Raw genomic sequence first — 20,367 nt, forward strand, 5'->3', positions numbered from 1 at the left:
ACCTTCCTGGTCCGGCCATTGCGTCTATCGGTAGTCAGTCAATCAGGGGTTGGTAACCTTGTCACCCACCGTCAACACGCGGTTGGCCTGCAGCACCAGCCCATAGCTCATCTTTTCATAAGCCTGGAATACCATCAGCAGCCCGGCACGCTCGGAGGGCAGCTCGATGGTCTCTCCGGTGACCGGATCGCGAACCAGATTGCCGCTTTTCAGAACGGCCATCACGTTGCCGGCTTCCAGTCCTTCCCGGGTGCCACGGTTAATGGCAACCACATCGAACTGACCAATCTGGCTCACACCGCCATCAACAGAGATCATCTGCCCTTCAATGTTTTCGCTGGGAGCGCTGGGCACGAAGCTGGTAGTCAAGCGGCGGTCTTCGCTCACCATAAGCCGATCGCCAATGCGAACTTCTTCGCTGGAGCTGGTCAGGTTTACGGTCAACACATCGCCGTTCTCCCGGGCGACATCACCACGGGCAATACTGCGCGCCTCAAGACCGAGGAACTCGCCAGTGTCCGGATCGCGGAACTCCTTGCTGCGACGGAATACACCCACCTTGTCTGCAGGCTTTTCCCCGCGAGCATAAAGCTTGTCGCCGGCACCGGTGATAATCCGGCCGTCTTCACCTTCGAGAACATACGGAGCACCGTTGATCTCTTCCGGGCTGACAATACGAGTATCCGTCAGGAAACTGCCAATGGCATCAAGCGGGATCGCCGGGATTGGCGTATCGATGGGCTCGGAACGTACCTTGGGCGACAGCTTTACGACATCGTTGCTGGCAACCTTGGTAATACGAGGCTTTCCGTCAATATAAACCAAGGCAAGGCGATCACCGGGATAAATCAGGTGAGGGTTGGCGACCTGCGGGTTTACATGCCATATTTCCGGCCAATACCAGGGGTTATTCAGAAAACGGGCCGAAATATCCCAGAGGGTGTCACCCTTAACTACGGTGTAACGCTCGGGATGATCGGACCGCAGCTCCGGTGCAGCATGGGCCCAGGAGGTTATAAGCAGCGTAGTTGCTGCCAGAGCGTACAGCAGTTTCCTCATTGTGTAAGTCCTTGATCGCGTGCCTTGATTCTTTGCATTCTGTTGGGATGCAGTCAGTTACCTGCAGCTTATTACGTTGTTATTCCAGTTACTATAGAAGAAGTCTCGCAAATTGTGATGTTATCTTTTGTTCTTCCAGTAAATTCTATCCCGTCGCTGAAAGATTTTAACTATTAACTGATCAGTTTGTACTCAATCGACGAATTGTTGGATAATGGTCGTGTAAAGCTTGATAACCCCTCCAGCCGTTGAAAGCTGGGGCCTTGCCCCGATAATAGTAGAGGCAGGGCGAAAATTTGCGCAGTACGCTGTCGCATTTCGGAGATCAGTTTCACACTGTTACAAAGAGCAGCAAAGTCAAAAGGGATACCGGCACAACACTGCGGGCATCCCGACACACAGCCGAAAAGACTGACCTATGATACTAGAGATTCTCGAATACCCGGATCCCCGTCTACGCACCATTGCCAAAACGGTAGAAGAGGTGACAGACGCCGACCGCAAGCTGATCGACGACATGTTTGAGACCATGTACGATGCGCCCGGCATTGGCCTTGCGGCCACCCAGGTGAATGTTCACAAACAGATCATCGTTATGGATCTGTCCGAGGACAAGAGCGAGCCGCGGGTGTTCATCAATCCCGAGGTCGAAGTGCTGGACGGCGAAAGGGAAGCCATGCAGGAAGGCTGCCTGTCTGTACCCGGTTTCTACGAAGATGTTGAACGGATCGAACACTGCATGATTCGCGCGCTGGATCGTGACGGCAAGCCGTTTGAACTGGAAGCAAAAGGCCTGTTGGCTGTCTGTATCCAGCATGAGATGGATCACCTGAACGGCAGGTTGTTCGTTGACTATCTCAGCTCTCTCAAGCGCAACCGCATTCGCAAAAAGCTGGAGAAGGAGCACAAGAAGAGTGCCTGATCAGGCTTTGGCCTAGCCCAAAACCAGACACTATTCCGGACCGGGTCATGACCCGGTCTTTTCGTATACAACGGAACAGAGACCACATCACCGTGCGACTTGTTTTTGCTGGCACACCGGATTTCGCGGCAACCGCGCTCAAAGCCCTGATTGCAGCCGGCCACACTATTGTTGGCGTTTATTCCCAGCCGGACCGTCCCGCCGGACGTGGCCGAAAACTGCTGCCCAGCCCGGTCAAGCGGGTGGCCCTGGATCACAAGATCCCGGTTTTCCAACCCGAAACACTCAAAACGCCCGACGCCCAGAAGCAATTGGCCGACCTGAATCCGGACGTGATGATTGTCGCGGCCTATGGTCTGATCCTGCCGAAGGCGGTCCTGGACATTCCAACCCAAGGCTGCTTGAACATCCACGCCTCTCTACTGCCACGCTGGCGCGGAGCCGCACCTATTCAGAGGGCCATAGCGGCAGGCGATGTGGAAACCGGCATCACCATCATGCAGATGGATGAGGGCCTGGATACCGGCGCCATGCTGTTGAAATCCCTGACCACCATTGAGGATAACGACACTGGAGGCAGTCTCCACGACCGGCTCGCAGACCTGGGCGGCAAGGCCATCATCAAGGCCCTGGAGCTTCTTCAGAAGGGCGAACTCGGTGGCGAACCGCAGAATGACGGGCAGGCCTGCTACGCCAGCAAACTGAGCAAAACCGAAGGCCATATTGACTGGTCCGCAGATGCCTCGGCGATTGAACGGCTGGTTCGTGCCTTCACCCCCTGGCCTGGCACCTACACCGATCTTGGCGACCAACGAATCCGCATTCACGAGGCCCGGGCCATGGTTACCGCCAGCGACGCTTTCCCCGGCACTGTGGTGCAACGGGACCGGGACGGGATCGACATTGCCTGCGGCAACGGCACCCTGCGCATTACCCGTCTCCAGCTGCCGGGCTCTCGCGCCCAGAGCGTGAACGACCTGATCAATGGCGGCAAGGAACTGCTCATGCCCGGCCAGGAGCTGCGCTGAGATGGGCGACCGACAACACCCCATGCGCGCCATCGCCGCGGGTGTGATGCTTTCCGTGGAGAATGGTCAGTCCCTGTCCCAATGCCTGCCGCCCGCACTGAACCGCCTGCCCGCCAATGAACGCCCGGAGCTACAGGCGCTCTGTTACGGCACCTGCCGCTGGTTTCACCGCCTCGACGGCGAGCTCAACAGCCGGCTGAAAAAACCTCTGCGCAAGCCCGACCGCATCATCCATCACCTCATGCTGGTTGCCCTGTTCCAATTGCGCTTCAGCCAACAGGCCAATTACGCCGTTCTCAACGAAACCGTTGAAGCCTGTCGGGCCCTGGACAAGCCCCATTTGACCGGGCTAGTGAATGGTGTCCTCAGGGCCGCAGAGCGGGAAGGCGCTCCGGAACCTGCAGACGACGACGCCAGGTTCAGCCATCCGGGGTGGATGGTGGAAAAGCTCCGTCACAACTGGCCGGAAGACTGGCAGCACATTCTCGACGGCAACAATGCCCAGGCGCCCATGACCCTGCGGGTAAACGCCCTGCGCTTCGGTCGGGATGAGTATCTTGGCCTGCTGGCTGAGGCCGGTATCGAAGCAAACGCGACGCGCTTCGCGCCCCACGGCATTCAGCTGGCCAACCCTGTTTCTGTCGACCGGCTGCCCTGGTTCGCCGATGGCGCTGTCAGCGTTCAGGACGAAGCCGCGCAATTGTGCACCACCCTGATGGACCTGGCGCCTGGCCAGCGGGTTCTGGATGCCTGTGCTGCCCCCGGCGGCAAAACCTGCGCAATTCTGGAGAGCTGTGGCGAGCTGGCGGAAGTGGTCGCCATTGACGAATCCGCTGATCGCCTGCCCAGGGTACAGGAGAATCTGGATCGCCTTGATCTCAACGCCACCCTGAAGCAGGCGGATGCAGCCGCGACCGAACAATGGTGGGACGGCGAGGCATTCGATCGCATTCTGCTGGACGTGCCCTGCAGCGCCAGCGGCGTGATTCGCCGCCACCCCGATATCAAGTTATTACGCCGTGAATCCGACATCACCCCGCTCGCGGCCATACAGCTCGGGTTGCTGGACGCGATGTGGTCTATCCTGAAACCCGGAGGCCGGCTGGTGTATGCCACCTGCTCGGTGTTCCCGCAGGAAAACCACCGTATAATTCAGCGGTTTTGCAAGCAGCAGACCGATGCCATTCTCGTTGAGCCGGATGCTCAGTGGGGGCGCGATATGGGTGCGGGGCGGCAACTGCTCCCGGATCCGGACAGCCATGACGGCTTCTTTTATGCCGTGCTGGAGAAACCCGAACCATGAAAATCCTGATCCTCGGTGCCGGCCAGGTCGGCGGTACACTTGCCGAAAACCTTGCCAACGAAGCCAACGACATCACCATCATCGACAGCGATGGTGCCCGATTGCGCGAGTTGCAGGACCGGCTCGACATCCGCACCGTTCAGGGCGCGGCGTCTTATCCCACGGCACTGCGACAGGCCGGGGCGGAAGACGCCGACATGCTGATTGCCGTCACCAACAGCGACGAGACCAATATGGTCGCCTGCCAGGTGGCCAAACTGCTGTACAAGACCCCGACCACCATCTGCCGGGTGCGCGCCAACGCCTACCTGGCGAAATCCGAGCTTTTCTATCAGCGCGACCAGACCAAGGATCTCGACAGCCTGCGGGGTTTCCCCATTGACGTTCTGATCAGCCCGGAACACCTGGTGACCAAACACATCACCCGGCTGATCGAGAACCCTGGCGCCCTTCAGGTACTGGAGTTCTCCAAGGGCCTGACCCGCCTTGTGGCTATCCGCGCCACCAAGGGTGGGCCGCTGGTTGGCCATGAGCTGTCTTACCTGCGAACCCATATGCCCAAGATCGATACCCGGGTTGCGGCCATCTTCCGCAAAGACCGGGCGATCATGCCCGAGGGCGACACTGTAATTGAAGACGGTGATGAGGTGTTCTTTATCGCCGCAGGCGATCACATCAAGTCGGTGATGAGTGAACTGCAACCGCTGATAAAACCCTACAAGCGAATCTTTATTTGCGGTGGCGGCAACATCGGCCAACGGCTGGCCCATACCCTGGAAAACCGCTACCAGGTCAAGCTGCTGGAGCGGGACCACGAACGCTGCGTGATGCTCTCCGAGAAGCTGCGAAAAACCGTGGTGCTGGAGGGGAACGCCGCCAACAAGGACATCCTGCTGGAAGAAAACATCGAGAATACCGATGTGTTCTGCGCAGTGACCAACGATGATGAAGCCAACATCATGGCTTCACTGCTGGCCAAGCGCCTGGGCGCCCGGAAGGTACTGACCCTGATCAACAATCCGGACTACGTGGACCTGATTCAGGGTGGCGACATCGACGTGGCCATCTCACCCCAGCAGACCACTATTGGCAGCCTTCTGACCCACGTTCGCCGGGGTGATGTTGTGAACGTTCACTCACTCCGCAGGGGCGCGGCAGAGGCAATTGAAGCGATTGCCCACGGGGATCACCGGTCTTCGAAAGTGGTCGGTAAACGGCTTGATGAAATCAACCTGCCAGAAGGCACCACCATCGGCGCCATCGTGCGTCGCAATGAAGTTCTGATCGCCCACGATCACCTCCGGATCCAGCCGGACGACCACGTTATCCTGTTCCTGGTGGATAAAACCCGCATCCGGGATGTGGAAAAACTCTTCCAGGTGGGTCTTACCTTCTTCTGACTTAGAAATACACAGCCAGCACGCGTATAATGCGCCTTTCTTTTTTCGGAGTGCCCCGAAGGACAACCGGGGCGCCACACACAGACTGATCAGCAGGCAACCGTCGTGACAGACAAGGCAACAAAACAGAAAACTCCGGATATCGGGACCTTTCAAGGCCTTATCCTGGCTCTGCAGAATTTCTGGGCGCAGCACGGCTGCGTGGTCCTCCAGCCACTGGACATGGAAGTGGGTGCCGGCACGTTCCACCCGGCCACCTTCCTGCGTGCCATCGGGCCGGAAACCTGGAACGCCGCCTACGTTCAGCCCAGCCGCCGTCCCACCGACGGCCGTTACGGTGAGAACCCCAACCGCCTGCAGCACTACTACCAGTTCCAGGTGGTTCTGAAGCCGTCACCGGACAACATCCAGGAACTGTACCTGGATTCCCTGCGGGCGCTGGGTCTGGACCCGCTCGTTCACGACATCCGGTTTGTAGAAGACAACTGGGAGTCCCCGACGCTGGGCGCCTGGGGTTTGGGCTGGGAAATCTGGCTGAACGGCATGGAAGTGACCCAGTTCACCTACTTCCAGCAGGTTGGCGGCCTGGAGTGCTTCCCGGTGACCGGCGAACTCACCTACGGGCTTGAGCGGATCGCCATGTACCTGCAGGGCGTCGACAGCGTGTACGACCTGGTCTGGACTGAAGGCCCGGACGGTGTGGTCACCTACGGTGACGTGTTCCACCAGCAGGAAGTGGAGATGTCCACCTACAATTTCGAGCACGCCGACACCGAATTCCTGTTCCACAGCTTCGACGTTCACGAGCGGGAAAGCGCAAGGCTGATCGAAGCCGGCCTGGCCCTGCCAGCCTATGAACAGGTTCTCAAGGCCTCCCATACTTTTAACCTGCTGGACGCCCGCCACGCCATCTCGGTTACCGAGCGTCAGCGCTTCATCCTGAGGGTTCGTACCCTGGCTCGTGCCGTTGCCCAGGCGTACTTCGACAGCCGTCGCTCGCTTGGCTTCCCGCTCGCCCCCGAGGCGTTGCGCAAGGAAGTCCTTGCCGCCGCTGAGGCCGCCGACGACAAGGCGAAAAGCAAGAAGGGCAAGAAAGCGAAGAAGGCACAGCAGGAACAGGGGAACGCATAATCATGGCTACACAGGATTTTCTGGTCGAACTGGGTACCGAAGAGCTGCCCCCCAAGGCCCTCAAGCCGCTGTCTGACGCCTTTACCCAGGGCATTGCCCGGGGCCTGGAAGAAGCGGGGATCGAATTCGGCAAGGTTGAAGCCTTTGCCGCTCCGCGCCGTCTGGCCGTGCGCATCCGGGATCTGGCTGACTCCCAGCCGGACAAGTCGGTTGAAAAACGGGGCCCTGCCGTCAAGGCGGCATTCGACGACGCTGGCAATCCGACCCGCGCGCTGACCGGCTTTGCCACCTCTCTGGGCGTGACCCCGGACCAGCTCGACACCCTGGAAACCGACAAGGGTGCCTGGGTGGTCTACCGCACGGTCGAGCAGGGCAAGCCCACCGTAGAGCTGATGCCGGAACTGGTAGAGCAATCCCTGGCCGGCCTGCCGATTCCCAAGCGCATGCGCTGGGGTGCCCACCGCACCGAGTTCGTGCGCCCGGTCCACTGGGTAGTAATGCTGTTCGGCAACAAGGTGATCGAGGCGCCCATCATGGGCCTGACTCCGGGCAACAAGACCCGCGGTCACCGCTTCCATTGCCCGAAATCCCTGATCGTGCCCACGCCGAACGATTACGAAGTCGTCCTCAAGCAGGAAGGCTATGTGATTGCCGATTTCGCCGAGCGCCGGGAACAGATCCGTGCCGGCGTCACCGAGCTGGCCGAGGAGGAAGCCGGTGGCAAGGCAGTCATCGATGAGGACCTGCTGGACGAAGTCACCGCACTCAACGAGTGGCCAGTGCCGTTGATGGGTCGCTTCGAGGAACGGTTCCTCGAGGTTCCGGCGGAGGCCCTGATTTCCTCCATGAAGGAACACCAGAAGTACTTCCACGTGGTGGCCGCCGACGGGGAAATGCTGCCGCTGTTTATCACCGTGGCGAACATCGAAAGCAAGGACCCGTCACAGGTTGTTTCCGGTAACGAGAAAGTGATCCGGCCCCGGCTCTCCGATGCCGCGTTCTTCTATGAAACCGACCGGAAGACCAAGCTCGAGGATCGCATCGACGCCCTCAAGCCCATCGTGTTCCAGGAAAAACTGGGCAGCATCTACGACAAGTCTGTGCGCGTTGCAGCGCTGGCCAAGAAAATCGCCGACGCCATCGGCAGCGATCCGGCACTGGCCGAGCGCGCCGCCATGCTGGCGAAGACTGACCTGGTCACCGAAATGGTCCTGGAGTTCACCGACCTGCAGGGCATCATGGGCCAATACTACGCCGCTAATGACGGCGAACCGGAAGACGTGGCCAAGGCGCTGAACGAGCAGTACATGCCCCGTTTCGCCGGCGACGATTTGCCAACAACCCTGACCGGCTGTGCCATTGCCATCGCGGACCGCCTGGACTCCCTGGTGGGCCTGTTCGGCATCAACCAGCCGCCATCCGGCACACGGGACCCGTTCGCCCTGCGCCGGGCCTCCCTGGGGGTGCTGCGCATTATCATCGAGCGCGAACTGCCGCTGGACCTGCAAACCTGCTGCGAGTGGGCCGAAGAGAACTTCACCGTGCTGACCGAGCAGAACACCGCCAGCACCGTGGTGGACTACATGCTGGAGCGCTTCCGCGCCCACTACGACGAGCAGGGCATTGGCGCCGAGGTCTATCTGGCCGTTCACGCCCGCCGTCCGACCCGCCCGCTGGATTTCGACCGCCGGGTAAAAGCGGTGGAAGCCTTCCGGCAGTTGCCTGAAGCGCAGGCCCTGGCCGGCGCCAACAAGCGGGTTTCGAACATCCTGACCAAACAGGGTGGCGACAGCATCGGTGAAACGGTCGAAGCCAGCCTGCTGCAGGACAGCGCCGAAAAGGCCCTCGCCGAGCAGGTCGACCAACAGGCCGCCAAGGTTCTGCCGCTGTTCGAGAACGGCGACTACGCCAGTGCCCTGAGCTCACTGGCAAGCCTGCGGGCACCGGTGGACAACTTCTTTGATGAAGTGATGGTCATGGCCGACGACGAGGCAGTAAGGAACAATCGGCTGGCGCTGCTGAACCGCCTGCGCAACCTGTTCCTGCGCGTTGCGGATATCTCCCTGCTGCCCACAGCAGGCTGAGACCGGACCAAGGGGCAGGCGCACAACGATGTTGATCATTCTCGACCGGGACGGGGTCATCAACGAGTACGATGGCAACTACATCTGCTCGGCGGATGAATGGCACCCCATTCCCGGCAGCGTTGAGGCGGTGGCCCGGCTCTGTCTTGCCGGCCATCGCATTGCCATCGCCACTAACCAGTCAGGCATCGGCCGCGGCTACTACGACACCGATGAGCTGGATGCCATGCACGAGAAGCTCGAGCAGCTGGTGGAAGCCCAGGGTGGCTGCATCGACTTCATTGCCTACTGCCCTCACCACCCCGACGACCAGTGCTGCTGCCGCAAGCCACTCACCGGCCTGCTGGAGCAGATCCGCGAGCATTTTCATCTCGCCAGCCTTGAAGGGGTCATCATGGTGGGAGACAGCCGCAAGGACCTGGAAGCCGGCCACGCCGAAGGGTGTCGTCCGGTGCTTGTGCGAACCGGTAATGGACTGGACACCGAACGCCATCTGGACGCCAGACCCATACCCGGCGCCGATGTCAGTATCTACGATAATCTCAGCAAATTTACGGATGCCCTTTTATCCGCCGAGGGCTGGTAAAACCAAAGCGAATCCGTATAATACCGGCCGTTGATCGGCGTGTGGCGCAGCTTGGTAGCGCACTTCGTTCGGGACGAAGGGGTCGCAGGTTCGAATCCTGCCACGCCGACCATTTTCCCGCTTTGACTCCTTCCTGTGTTAAAACTCCCTGCTTAACTGCAAGCCAGCTGTCCACGGCACCACGTCATACTCGCTTTTAAATGAAGTCTGCCCCTGCAGAGGATCTGTCGTCTTATAATCGATGGAAATATCGCCCTCATAAAAGACTCTTGCGACAAACATGTCTACCGTCCAGTCGCCTGCCAGATCACGAATCTGTGCACCCAGAGAAACCTGGTGGTAATCATCAAATGGAGTCAGCGGTGAACGCGTCTTGATGGTAACGGGCGATTCATCAAACAAGTAGCCGGCCTTTAGTGACCATGTCGGTGCCACCTGCCAGACTGCGCCAACCCGCCACTGCCAGGTGTCTTTCCAACTCTGAACCTGCTCCTCGGATGGCTGCTCGCCGGGAAAAGCAACTGGCAACGTCTCTCGGGACACTACGGACAGGGCAGAGGCATCACTCCATTTCGCCCAGGTTGCGCCTGCAAGCAGTTTAAGTGTGTCACTCCACTGGTGAGCAAGACCGACACTCAGGCTTTGAGGAATCGTGATCGGGACTTCTATCTGCTCAGAGACAGTGGTTTGAGTCAGCCCATTGGCTGACAAAGTGGGAAACTGGTTGATCGTGCCGGTACCCTTCAGATTGAATTCGGTGCCCGTACGGGCCGCGAGTCCAAGTGACGTTTCGGGAGTCGCCTGCCAGAGCACGCCGACGGTGAACTCCAATGCAACATCGTCGCCCTCCAATGTCGCGTAGCCATCGTTCAGGGTGCCGCGAGGAAGTGAAAAACGTGATTCGATTCCACTGAAATCAACTGGATTACGCTGCTCGGCATCGGCACAGAGTACATTGATGCTGCCACCCAGTGAGAATCCCTCACCACTGTTCACCGAAAAGGAAGGGTTCACGCCGTAGGACACCAGTTCAATTTCATCACCAATATACCGCCCTGCAAAAGCATCGCCGTAATCGAAGCCAAGGCCATAGGGAACGTAGAGCCCCAGCCCGACATCCAGCCAGTCGTTCACTTCATGGGTAAGGTATGCATTGGGTACTGCAAACGTTTCAACGTGATCACCACCACCATCACCGACCACCAGGTCACCGTTAGCACGGGTGGCTGATGTTTGCGAATCCCGACCGACGGCGTCGATCTCGAACAGGATTGCTCCGAAAGACAGGTTGGTCCCGGAAAGTCCGCTCATTCCGGCGGGGTTGAAAAAGATCGTAGAAGCATTTTCCGGGTTGGCGACACTGCCTGCGTTGCTGACTGCGGAAGTACTGGCACTTTGATCACTATTGGACAGACCGCCCGCAGAAGCGACCAATGGAGTAAATACAGTTACGAGGAGAACTGAACGAAATTCCTTTACAAAACCTGACCTTGAACTATACATACAGCATCCTTTTGAGTAGGCTCCGAAGTATAGATTTCAACGGCACATCGCTCCACGTGACTGTGTCAAAAGTTGTAAATTGAATAACTCAGGTGTTTGGCCAAGGCGGGAAAGCTGGATGTATCGAATCGGAAGGGATGCCTGCAAAACTCAAATTATCACTCTTTTTTTCTGTTTTTTTGCTTCTTTCGTTTTGCTGGCTGACGAAAACAAGCCAGGGGGCTTTCTTGATCTGGAACCCCGAATCGAAGTGTTTCAGGGCGATTGGGATAAAGCCGATCGTCCCGATTCATCGGCAAAGGGGTGGACACCTCTTAGTGAAACGTCTTTCAGGGCCGATGATAGAAGAGAATTTGTCTGGTTACGCGCGGAGATAAGCAAAACTGAGCTCACGACAAAGCCCTGGCTTTTACTCCATCCCTATATTCAGAAAGTAACAGCATTTGTTGACGGAAAAGCTACAACCGCTGAACCGGTGCATTTCTGGAGCAATCCTGACGACCGACCACTACCGCACCACTTCATCGCAATCCCCCTAAACACCGTGGATCTGAATCCATCAGCGCAGAACCACACGATCCACATCAGGGTCGAGCCGCTTTTTCACATCAATACATTCTTCTATCTGCTGAATGACCTTGAGCTGGTGAAGGAACTGACCTTTCACACGGCTCTGGCATTTGCATTGCTGGCCATGATCGCAATCATGGCGATTTATAATCTCCTTCTTTATTTCAGTGTCCGAGATTCCGTATACCTTATCTACGTAGCGGCATCTCTTTCCGCCTTGGCTTATTCTTGTTTGCTCACAAATATCGCAGTTTATTTTGTGGATGCTTCGAGCCTGAATCCCAAACAAGGATTCCTGGCTGGGTTAGTAACTTTCATCTTTCATGTGCTCCTCTTTCAACGGCTGCTGGATACCGAGAATAAATATCCTCGCATCCACAAGCTTGCGAGTGGTATTGCTGCAACTGGCTTTATATGGCTCATTCTATCGCCTCTCCTTACTTATGATGTCCTTGTATTAGGTTGGATGGTACTTGGCTATCCGGTTTATTTTGGGGCACTTTTTATTGCGTCCCAGCTAGCAAAAAGCGGATATCATCCCGCACGATACTTTATCGTCGGTTGGGTTCCCTATCTTGTTGCAGTCATCCTGACAGGCGTCGAATACGCCTCTCTTATAGAACCGACCAATTGGGTGTCTTACTTCGTACCCGTTGCATTAGCGTGGGAAATGGCCCTGTTCTCACTTGCCCTAGCATCCCGCATAAAAATCCTCCGCGACGAACGGGACACCCTGCAGGCCCAGCAGATCCAGGTCAGCGAAAAAGCCCGAAAGGCCCTCGAACGCAGCAACCGTATCAAGGATGACTTCCTGAACGCGGTCAGCCATGAACTGCGCACGCCCCTGCATACCATCCAGGGCCAGCTGGATCTGCTTCGGGAGGCACCGCTTAACCGGGAGCAGAACGACGCATTCCGTCTGATCGAGTACGCCAATCTGCGAATGACCCGGCAAGTCGGTGGCATTCTGGACTTCGTTGATGCCCAGGAAGAAAACCTGCTCAGCTCACCCCAGGTGTTCGAGCCTCAATCCCTGTTTGACCTCCTCGAATACGAGTTCCGGGAAGCCGCAAGAGCGAAACCGTTTTCCCTTGCCTTCGGCATGGAAGACTCAGTACCTGGCAAGGTCTTCATGGATGGTTTGATGCTTGAAAAGGTCCTGTACCAGCTCATCGACAATGCCGTGAAGTTCACACCTGCAGGGGGCGAGGTGCTGGTTCGGGGGAGCAGACTGACAGACGATTCCGTTTTGCGGATTCTGGTATCAGACACGGGGCCTGGCATCCCGGATGCACAGAGGGAGAAAGTATTCCAGGCCTTCAGGCAGGGAGAAGCTGGCCTCACACGGCGTTACGGTGGTGTGGGCCTGGGATTACCCCTTGCCAGTTCTCTGGCAAATGCCCTTGGCGGCCAGATGAGAGTTCTTGAGACATCGGATCATGGCACCACGCTGGAAGTCACAGTGCCCTATGGCGACGTTCACCAGCCAGAGCCCCATGATTCGGACCTGTTAAACCCCGGAGCCCCCACTCAGGTACCGCGCGTTCTTGTGGTAGAAGACGATGCCGGCAACCGGATGATCCTTCGTAAACAGCTGGAGAAAATGGGGGTAATTTCAGAGGGGGTACAAAACGGCCTGGAAGCCGTAAAAGCCGCCATGAACGAACCTTGGGATATGGTTATTATGGATTGCCAGATGCCAGTCATGGACGGCATTGAGGCCACCCGTGAGATCAGATTGAAAGCCGCAGCCAATCTGGACACACCCATTATCGCGGTTACCGCCAACGCGAGTGAAAGCTATCGACTCCAGTGTCTCGAGGCCGGCATGGATGACTACTGCACCAAGCCGCTGCGAATGGAGAAGCTGCAACGACTTGTTACTCAATACGCAGAGCACCGCGTCGTCACGAGAGTACGTGAGCAACGAGGACTCAAGGATTCGCTGATAGATTCATGAGAGTAATCGGGCATGCCGGATTACAGCAACGGCTCCAAGGGCAACAAAGAGAATAGATACACCAATGCCCGTTTGAAAGGGCCGGTATTGGGCTCATGGCGGTGCTCAATCGTATTTGTTCCTGTGAATTCCAGCCATCGGAGATCACCGTCTTCATCCAGCCTAACCTCATAAGCCGCCAGCCTGACTTTCTCGGGAAAGGCGGATTCCAGTGCGGTCGCCAGCTCCGGGCTCTTGATCAGAAAACCCAGCTCGGTGTTCAGGTTCGCTGAACGGGGGTCGAAATTGAAGGAACCCACAAAAAGCGTGCGACCATCTACGGCAAAGGTTTTGGCGTGGAGGCTGGCGGCCGAGCTGCCGGCAATGCCGCCAGGACTCGGCTTTCTGTCTTCATCCTCCGACCTGAATCTACGCAGCTCGAACAACTCAACACCCGCCTTTAATAAAGCCTCCCGGTATTTCGCATAGCCTGAATGCACCAGGGCGACGTCGTTGGCTTCCAGGGAGTTGGTGAGGATCCGTACCTGCACACCGGCGCTTTCCAGCTCGCGAAACAGCTCGACGCCACGATTACCGGGAACGAAGTAGGGCGAAACCAGGGTCACTGTTTTTTCTGGTTCACCCAACGCCAGGGCCAACTGTTGGCTCAATCGACCCTGCTCTTTTTCGAGCCCCTGGGCCTTGGCAGGATCGTCGCTTACCATCTCTACCGGCGCCCAGACAAAAGAGACCTCCCGGTCCAGCAATTCCCTGAGAAAATCCGAGTTCTGCAAAGCAGCCACGAAGCGCCGGGCCTCAGTATCCTGTTCAACGGAAGCAAGACTTGCTGCCATGGCCTCCAGATCCTCATCATCGGCGCCTGCCAGCAATCGATCCGCCGGGTACGCGGACTGACTCGCCCAGTAGCGATCAAAATCCCTGGACACACGCTCCACGACGGGCCCGATCGCCAGAACATCCAGATCCGCGAAAAGGGCACCGTCACCCACACCGAAATACTCATCGGCAATGTTGCGGCCGCCAACGATGGAGGCCTGGTTGTCGGCCGTGAATGACTTGTTGTGCATCCGGTGGTTCAGGCGACCAAAGTCAGTCAGAAAGCCCAAAGTCCGGGAACTACGGATCACAAACGGATTGAACAGCCGAACCTCGACGTTGTCGTGATGATTTAACGCCGCCAGGAAATCGTCCATGCCCGCGATGCCGTTGTCGTCCAGAAGCAGCCGAACCCGAACGCCGCGTTCGGCCGCGCGATAAAGCGAGTACAGAAGCAGCTTGCCGGTAATATCGTCCCGCCAGATGTAGTACTGAACATCCAGGGATCTCTCGCTGGCCTCAGCGAGCAAAGCGCGGGCAACAAAAGCGTCGAGTGGATGCTCCAGCGTTGTAATACCACTGAGATCAGGGTGGGTTTCAATCTCTCTGCCAACTGCGTGGCCAAGGCGCGTATCTGCCGTCTGCTCCTGAACGAATGCGACAGACTGTGACCGGTCTTTCAGGGAGGGCAATGCACAACCCGCCAGAAGACCTGTGAGCAGTAGGAGTGCAAGAGGGGCGAAAGTTCGGCTTTCGGTCATTTTCAAAGGGGGCCTACGGCTATGGGCACAATCTAAAGCATGCCACAGAGTAAACGCTTTATCAGGACAGAGAAGTAACCCTCACGGAAGAGCGATCTATTGAAAAAGGCCCGTCCTTAATTCTTTAAGCCTATTTGTTCTATAGATATAACTGTATTGGCTAAGAGCCTCCTGACGGGTTATTGTTATTTCGACATCAAGAGGCAACCCGCCTCCATCAGCAAAACCCGACAGGAGATTCATCATGAGTTTATTGCTTGGCTCTACCGCCCCGAACTTCACCATCGACAGCACCGCCGGCCAGATCAACTTCCACGACTGGGCAGGTGATTCCTGGGTATTCTTCTTCAGCCACCCCGCTGATTTTACTCCGGTTTGCACCACCGAAATGGGCCGCACCGCGCAGCTCGCGAAAGAATTCGAAGCCCGCAACGTGAAGCCCCTGGGTCTGTCCACCGATACCGTGGAAGAGCACGTAAAGTGGATTGAAGACGTCAACGACACCCAGAACTGTGACCTCCAGTTCCCGATCGTTGCCGACGCTGACCACAAAGTGGCCGAGCTGTATGAAATGATCCACGCCGGCGAGAGCGAAACTGCAGCCGTGCGCAGCGTCTTCATCATCGACCCGAACAAAAAGATTCGTCTGACCATGACTTACCCGATGGCGGTAGGCCGTAACTTCGACGAGATCCTCCGGGTCATCGATGCCCTGCAAACCGGTGATGCCAACAAAGTTGCCCTGCCGGCAGATTGGCGTAAAGGAGACGACGTGATCATTCCGCCCTCCATTTCCAACGAGGAAGCCAAGGGTCTGTTCCCGCAGGGCTGGAATGAAATCCGTCCTTACCTCCGCACCACCAAGCTTTAATCCGGTTCGCGGATAAATAAGGGGCCCGCCATTCGGCGGGCCTCCCCAATGCAGGAGGAAACCACCATGAAGCAGATACTGACAGCCCTGCTCGTCACTATCACCATTGCCTTCAGCGCCCAGGCGGAAAAAGCACTTTCCCTGACCCCGCAGGAAACCTATGACATGGTTCAGGAGCAGGGGGATCAACTGCTGTTTGTGGATGTCCGGGATCCGGTTGAAATCATGTTTATCGGCTTCACCGATGTGGTCGACAAGAATATCCCGTTCAAACTCGCCGATCGCTCGAATTTCCTGGAGGACAAAGGCCGGTTTGCCATGAATAACAATCCGGAGTTCGCAGCGGAGGTGGAAAAGGCGCTTCAGGAGAAAGGTCTCACCAAGGATGACCTGGTCATAACCATGTGCCGCTCCGGGTCCAGCCGTGGCAAGCCAAGCGCGGAATACCTGTTGGAACGGGGTTTCACCAATGTGAAGTACATTGACCACGGCTTTCAGGGAAGTGGCGCCAAAGAAGGCAAGAAGAAAGGCATGAGAATTGTAAATGGCTGGCAGAATGAAGGCCTGCCGTGGTCCATGACGCTAGACGCCGAGAAGATCTATCGTCCTTGAGTCGGATGTAAACGCCCGGGGTCAATGGACACCGGGCTTTCAAACTCAGAAGGTGAACGTACGCATCTTCGGGTTGAGCATTTGGCCGGCCATTTCCGGAGGCATGGCAACGCCAACGCCGTCAATCAGATCGTCCTTGGCGTAGTCGCTGTTCGGAAGATACAACGCACAGACCTTCGCCTCACCACCGTTTTTCAACAGACCGCGCAGCATCTGCCCCGGAGTCACATCTTTGGGTTTGAGCGCGGGGGCTTTGTAGGACTTAATTGCCAGGTCACCGGCTTTGTCGCACAGCAGCACGTTTACCTTGGCTCCCTGCTGGGCCATCGTGTTCGAAAGCACCATCGCCATGCCCTGTGTCTGCAGCGAATCGCTGGACAGGATCACCAGCACTTCTTCAACACCACCTTTATGACTGTCGGCATGAACGCCGATAGGTACGGCTGCAATCAGCGCAGCCGCGGCGATGGCTTTGATTGACTTGATCATGGGAAAAGCTCCTTTTTGGTTGATCGAAAGACTTCGAAACCAATGTATCTGGCCAAGATCGAGCCTTCAGTGACAAAGTCACTTTCAACGCTATGCCTGTGGCAAAGCTGACCAACCTTGCATATTTCTATTTAGTCTAACGATAGAACCTTAAGTTTGGTACGCTTTGATATATCTCAAGCACCACTCGCGCACAGCAAACAAAGACAAGAGGTTCGAGGCATGATCAGCAACACAACCACCACGGGCAGCGTCAAAACCCATACCGTCGTAATCGTGGGCGGCGGAGCGGCCGGTATATCGGTGGCATCAAGCATCCACAAACGGGATGGCAATATCGACATCGCCATTATTGAGCCAGCTACCCGGCACCACTACCAGCCGGGCTGGACCATGGTGGGTGGTGGGGTTTTCCGGCCAGAAGTCACCTCCAAGCCCATGTCAGAAGTGATGCCAAAATTCGTATCCTGGTACCAGCAACCGGTAACCGCCATCGACCAGGACAACAACCAGGTTTCTCTGGGTGACGGCTCTTCCCTGGAATACAAGGCCCTGGTACTCGCTCCAGGCCTGGAGCTGAACTGGGCCGGCATTGAAGGCCTTGAGGAAGCTCTGGGCTCCAATGGGGTCACGTCCAATTACCGGGAAGGTATGGCCAGCTACACCTGGGACATGGTGCAGAGCCTCAAGAAAGGCCGGGCCCTGTTCAGCCAGCCGCCAATGCCGATCAAGTGTGCCGGTGCGCCCCAGAAAGCCATGTACCTGTCTGCCGACTACTGGCTCAAGCACGGCGTCCTGAACAATGTGGATATTCAGTTCCATAACGCCGGCGCCGTGCTGTTCGGCGTGGCCGATTACGTCCCGGCCCTGGAAGCGTACATTGAAAAATACGGGATCGACCTGAAGTTCCAAAGCACACTGGTTGCAGTGAATGGGCCGGCGCAAACAGCAGTTTTCCGCTCGACCGATGGCGAGGGCAAGAGTCAGGACCGCGAGATAGGCTTCGAAATGCTCCACGCTGTGCCGCCACAGCGGGCACCGAAGCTTATCCGGGAATCCGCACTGGCCAATGAGGGCGGTTGGCTGGATCTTGAAGACGACACCCTCCGCCACAAGACCTACGCCAACATCTTCGGCCTTGGCGACGTAAGCGGAACCGGCAACGCCAAAACCGCTGCTGCGGTGCGCAAACAGGCACCGGTAGTCGCCGAAAATCTGGTCGCTACACTGAAAAACCATCAGCTCGAGGCCGCCTACCTCGGCTATGGCTCATGCCCCCTTACTGTAGAAAACGGCAAGATCGTACTGGCCGAGTTCGGCTATGGTGGGGTTCTCCAACCCAGTTTCCCGAAATGGATCAACGATGGCACCAAGGCCACCCGGGCCGCCTGGTGGCTGAAGGCAAAGCAACTGCCCGCCCTGTACTGGCATGGTATGTTGAAGGGGCATGAATGGCTCGCGAAACCGGCCAAAAGATAAGTTTCCGAACCGGCAAGGGTGAAACGCACCCAAACGTTCTGTGACACATGAAAACAACTCTGGAACAAGGAGTTTTAGCGCTGAATTCTTGGCAAATTCGCGTTTGCAATCAGGAATTCCCCTAGCTCCTTAAGTCGTATCCCCTATAGTTTTTTGCAATATTTGTCCTAGTTTGAAATGGTGAATATTCTTGTTCCCATTCAAACCAGGCTTTGTAATGCGAAAGAATCTACCGGTCACGGATAACGAGAAAACCTTCTCGCCCAACCAGAAACTGATTTCTTCCACTGATCTGAAGGGGAAGATTCGCCACTGTAACTCCGCGTTTGTCGAGGTCAGTGGTTTCAGTCGTGATGAGCTGGTCGGCCAGCCTCACAACATCGTCCGGCATCCGGATATGCCGTCGGCCGCCTACGAAAACATGTGGTCCCATCTTAAAGCCGGTCAGCCCTGGATGGGTCTGGTAAAAAATCGGTGTAAGAACGGTGACTACTATTGGGTCAGTGCCTACGTTACGCCCGTAACCCAGAACGGTAACGTGGTCGGGTACGAGTCCGTCAGATCCTGCCCGGACAGAGAAGACGTGAAGCGGGCGGAAAAACTGTATGCCTCCATCCGTGCAGGAAAGTCCGGCATCCCTCTGTGGCACAGGGTGCAACCTCCCACCATCTTTCTTGCCCTCGTATTCATCGTCGCAGGCGCCCTGTTTCTGGCCGGTCAGCAAACCTTCTCGGAACTGGTTCTGGCCGGTGGCGTCATTGCTTATGCCGGCTGGATGCATCTGGCCCGTAAGCAACTAATGGGGTCGGTCACGAAGCTACTTGAACACAGCTTTACGGATGATCTCGCTGCAAAGAGCTACACCGATGACGACCTGCCACTTGGGCGCATCAAAGTTGCAGTGAAAGCCCAACAAGCACACCTGGATGCGGTACTTACCAGACTTGAAGATTCTGCCGATGAGATGAGGCTGCACTCTGTTAAAGGTCGGGAGGTCAGTTTCGAAGCACAGGAGGCCCTGAAGCAGCAGCAGTCCGAGACCGAACAGGTCGCAGCGGCCGTGCACGAGATGTCTCAAACGATTGCTGAAGTCTCATCAAATGTTCAATCAACCGCAGAGCGAGCAGACAGTGCCAAGGAATTTGCCAATGAGGGTCGCTCTGTTGTTCGCGGCACTCGGGAGGCGATTGAGACCCTTAAGGGTTCCGTCCATGGCATCAGCGATTCCGTCGGGGAATTGGCGCAACAGACTCAACAAATAGCCTCCGCTGCAAAGATTATCGAGGAAATCGCCGAACAGACCAACCTGCTGGCACTGAATGCCGCCATAGAAGCAGCCAGGGCCGGGGAACATGGTCGCGGTTTCGCTGTGGTAGCCGAGGAGGTGCGAGGTCTGGCCTCCCGCACCCGCAACTCGACGAGTGAAATCCATGGCATCGTAAACGAATTGATTTCTCGCTCTGAGGAGGCCAATCAAAAGGCCGACGAAGGCAAACTTTCAGCAGACGAAGGCATGGAAAAAATGCTCTCGGCCGAGAGCACTCTGAATGATATCGCCGAGTCCGTCACCAACATTGCTGAAATGGCGCTGCAAATGGCGGCAGCCGTAGAGGAACAGGCTCAGGTATCGGACCAGATCAACGAACAAGTGGAGAAAATCTCCGATCTGGCGTCCAACAACCTGGCCAAAGGTGAGGAGTCCACCCAATGCGTGAAAAACATTGAACAGATTGCGAATGATTTGCACGAACTCGTCGTAAGGTTCAAGTGACGGATTATTCCAGGTGGCACGA

Annotated in this window: 16 protein-coding genes and 1 tRNA gene; 13 read left to right on the plus strand and 4 right to left on the minus strand. The window is 56.8% G+C overall.

Features of this window, described 5'->3' with window-relative positions:
• Window positions 1-42 precede the first annotated feature (42 nt).
• A complete protein-coding gene (locus tag ACWJ62_RS08120) occupies window positions 43-1,059 on the minus strand; it encodes a LysM peptidoglycan-binding domain-containing protein (RefSeq protein ID WP_449285723.1) in 1,017 nt (338 codons plus the stop codon).
• A 418-nt stretch (window positions 1,060-1,477) separates the two neighbouring features.
• On the opposite strand from ACWJ62_RS08120, the gene def reads away from it, so the two are divergent.
• The 8 genes from def to ACWJ62_RS08160 all read left to right on the plus strand — a co-directional run bounded on the left by def (window position 1,478) and on the right by ACWJ62_RS08160 (window position 9,625).
• The gene (gene def, locus ACWJ62_RS08125) at window positions 1,478-1,981 is read left to right on the plus strand and encodes a peptide deformylase (protein WP_449285724.1); all 504 of its coding nucleotides are present in this window, start codon (window positions 1,478-1,480) and stop codon (window positions 1,979-1,981) included.
• 92 nt (window positions 1,982-2,073) lie between these two features.
• Window positions 2,074-3,009: a methionyl-tRNA formyltransferase gene (fmt, locus tag ACWJ62_RS08130; RefSeq protein ID WP_449285725.1), complete on the plus strand. Its 936-nt coding sequence runs from the start codon at window positions 2,074-2,076 to the stop codon at window positions 3,007-3,009.
• Window position 3,010: 1 nt separating this feature from the next.
• On the plus strand, window positions 3,011-4,312 hold the full coding sequence (rsmB, locus tag ACWJ62_RS08135; RefSeq protein WP_449285726.1) for a 16S rRNA (cytosine(967)-C(5))-methyltransferase RsmB: 1,302 nt from the start codon (window positions 3,011-3,013) through the stop codon (window positions 4,310-4,312).
• Complete coding sequence (gene trkA, locus ACWJ62_RS08140) at window positions 4,309-5,712, plus strand: Trk system potassium transporter TrkA (RefSeq protein WP_449285727.1); 1,404 nt, start codon at window positions 4,309-4,311, stop codon at window positions 5,710-5,712. Before rsmB ends, trkA begins: the two co-directional genes overlap by 4 nt.
• A 105-nt stretch (window positions 5,713-5,817) precedes the next feature.
• Complete coding sequence (glyQ, locus tag ACWJ62_RS08145) at window positions 5,818-6,843, plus strand: glycine--tRNA ligase subunit alpha (RefSeq protein WP_449285728.1); 1,026 nt, start codon at window positions 5,818-5,820, stop codon at window positions 6,841-6,843.
• Between the two features lie 2 nt (window positions 6,844-6,845).
• A complete protein-coding gene (glyS, locus tag ACWJ62_RS08150) occupies window positions 6,846-8,927 on the plus strand; it encodes a glycine--tRNA ligase subunit beta (RefSeq protein ID WP_449285729.1) in 2,082 nt (693 codons plus the stop codon).
• Between the two features lie 28 nt (window positions 8,928-8,955).
• Window positions 8,956-9,513 (plus strand): D-glycero-beta-D-manno-heptose 1,7-bisphosphate 7-phosphatase, encoded by a 558-nt coding sequence (gene gmhB, locus ACWJ62_RS08155; protein ID WP_449285730.1) that lies wholly within the window; start codon window positions 8,956-8,958, stop codon window positions 9,511-9,513.
• Window positions 9,514-9,548: 35 nt separating this feature from the next.
• Window positions 9,549-9,625 (plus strand) — tRNA-Pro (locus tag ACWJ62_RS08160).
• A gap of 26 nt (window positions 9,626-9,651) precedes the next feature.
• Here the strand turns inward: ACWJ62_RS08160 and ACWJ62_RS08165 are convergent.
• The gene (locus tag ACWJ62_RS08165; protein WP_449285731.1) at window positions 9,652-11,016 is read right to left on the minus strand and encodes an OmpP1/FadL family transporter; all 1,365 of its coding nucleotides are present in this window, start codon (window positions 11,014-11,016) and stop codon (window positions 9,652-9,654) included.
• A gap of 118 nt (window positions 11,017-11,134) precedes the next feature.
• On the opposite strand from ACWJ62_RS08165, the gene ACWJ62_RS08170 reads away from it, so the two are divergent.
• Window positions 11,135-13,546 (plus strand): 7TM diverse intracellular signaling domain-containing protein, encoded by a 2,412-nt coding sequence (locus ACWJ62_RS08170; RefSeq protein WP_449285732.1) that lies wholly within the window; start codon window positions 11,135-11,137, stop codon window positions 13,544-13,546.
• Window positions 13,547-13,566: 20 nt separating this feature from the next.
• Here ACWJ62_RS08170 and ACWJ62_RS08175 read toward each other — a convergent pair whose 3' ends face one another.
• Entirely contained in the window at window positions 13,567-15,123 is a 1,557-nt protein-coding gene (locus tag ACWJ62_RS08175) for a phospholipase D family protein (protein ID WP_449285733.1), read from the minus strand.
• Window positions 15,124-15,367: 244 nt separating this feature from the next.
• On the opposite strand from ACWJ62_RS08175, the gene ACWJ62_RS08180 reads away from it, so the two are divergent.
• Together ACWJ62_RS08180 and ACWJ62_RS08185 are read left to right on the plus strand one after the other, a co-directional pair.
• Window positions 15,368-15,994, plus strand: a complete 627-nt coding sequence (locus ACWJ62_RS08180; RefSeq protein WP_014578868.1) for a peroxiredoxin — start codon at window positions 15,368-15,370, stop codon at window positions 15,992-15,994.
• 66 nt (window positions 15,995-16,060) lie between these two features.
• Complete coding sequence (locus ACWJ62_RS08185) at window positions 16,061-16,606, plus strand: rhodanese-like domain-containing protein (protein ID WP_449285734.1); 546 nt, start codon at window positions 16,061-16,063, stop codon at window positions 16,604-16,606.
• 45 nt (window positions 16,607-16,651) lie between these two features.
• Here the strand turns inward: ACWJ62_RS08185 and ACWJ62_RS08190 are convergent, their stop codons facing one another.
• The gene (locus ACWJ62_RS08190; protein WP_449285735.1) at window positions 16,652-17,095 is read right to left on the minus strand and encodes a hypothetical protein; all 444 of its coding nucleotides are present in this window, start codon (window positions 17,093-17,095) and stop codon (window positions 16,652-16,654) included.
• Between the two features lie 222 nt (window positions 17,096-17,317).
• Between ACWJ62_RS08190 and ACWJ62_RS08195 the strand changes: the two genes are divergently transcribed.
• Window positions 17,318-18,574: an FAD-dependent oxidoreductase gene (locus tag ACWJ62_RS08195; RefSeq protein ID WP_449285736.1), complete on the plus strand. Its 1,257-nt coding sequence runs from the start codon at window positions 17,318-17,320 to the stop codon at window positions 18,572-18,574.
• 217 nt (window positions 18,575-18,791) lie between these two features.
• The gene (locus ACWJ62_RS08200; RefSeq protein WP_449285737.1) at window positions 18,792-20,345 is read left to right on the plus strand and encodes a methyl-accepting chemotaxis protein; all 1,554 of its coding nucleotides are present in this window, start codon (window positions 18,792-18,794) and stop codon (window positions 20,343-20,345) included.
• Window positions 20,346-20,367: the final 22 nt, after the last annotated feature.

This window comes from Marinobacter sp. PE14 (assembly GCF_053566155.1).

Coding starts and splice junctions, on each gene's coding strand:
- ACWJ62_RS08120 (WP_449285723.1), bottom strand. CDS start 1,059: ATGAGGAAACTGCTGTACGCTCTGGCAGCAACTACGCTGCTTATAACC.
- def (WP_449285724.1), top strand. CDS start 1,478: ATGATACTAGAGATTCTCGAATACCCGGATCCCCGTCTACGCACCATT.
- rsmB (WP_449285726.1), top strand. CDS start 3,011: ATGGGCGACCGACAACACCCCATGCGCGCCATCGCCGCGGGTGTGATG.
- trkA (WP_449285727.1), top strand. CDS start 4,309: ATGAAAATCCTGATCCTCGGTGCCGGCCAGGTCGGCGGTACACTTGCC.
- glyS (WP_449285729.1), top strand. CDS start 6,846: ATGGCTACACAGGATTTTCTGGTCGAACTGGGTACCGAAGAGCTGCCC.
- gmhB (WP_449285730.1), top strand. CDS start 8,956: ATGTTGATCATTCTCGACCGGGACGGGGTCATCAACGAGTACGATGGC.
- ACWJ62_RS08165 (WP_449285731.1), bottom strand. CDS start 11,016: ATGTATAGTTCAAGGTCAGGTTTTGTAAAGGAATTTCGTTCAGTTCTC.
- ACWJ62_RS08170 (WP_449285732.1), top strand. CDS start 11,135: ATGTATCGAATCGGAAGGGATGCCTGCAAAACTCAAATTATCACTCTT.
- ACWJ62_RS08175 (WP_449285733.1), bottom strand. CDS start 15,123: ATGACCGAAAGCCGAACTTTCGCCCCTCTTGCACTCCTACTGCTCACA.
- ACWJ62_RS08180 (WP_014578868.1), top strand. CDS start 15,368: ATGAGTTTATTGCTTGGCTCTACCGCCCCGAACTTCACCATCGACAGC.
- ACWJ62_RS08185 (WP_449285734.1), top strand. CDS start 16,061: ATGAAGCAGATACTGACAGCCCTGCTCGTCACTATCACCATTGCCTTC.
- ACWJ62_RS08190 (WP_449285735.1), bottom strand. CDS start 17,095: ATGATCAAGTCAATCAAAGCCATCGCCGCGGCTGCGCTGATTGCAGCC.
- ACWJ62_RS08195 (WP_449285736.1), top strand. CDS start 17,318: ATGATCAGCAACACAACCACCACGGGCAGCGTCAAAACCCATACCGTC.
- ACWJ62_RS08200 (WP_449285737.1), top strand. CDS start 18,792: ATGCGAAAGAATCTACCGGTCACGGATAACGAGAAAACCTTCTCGCCC.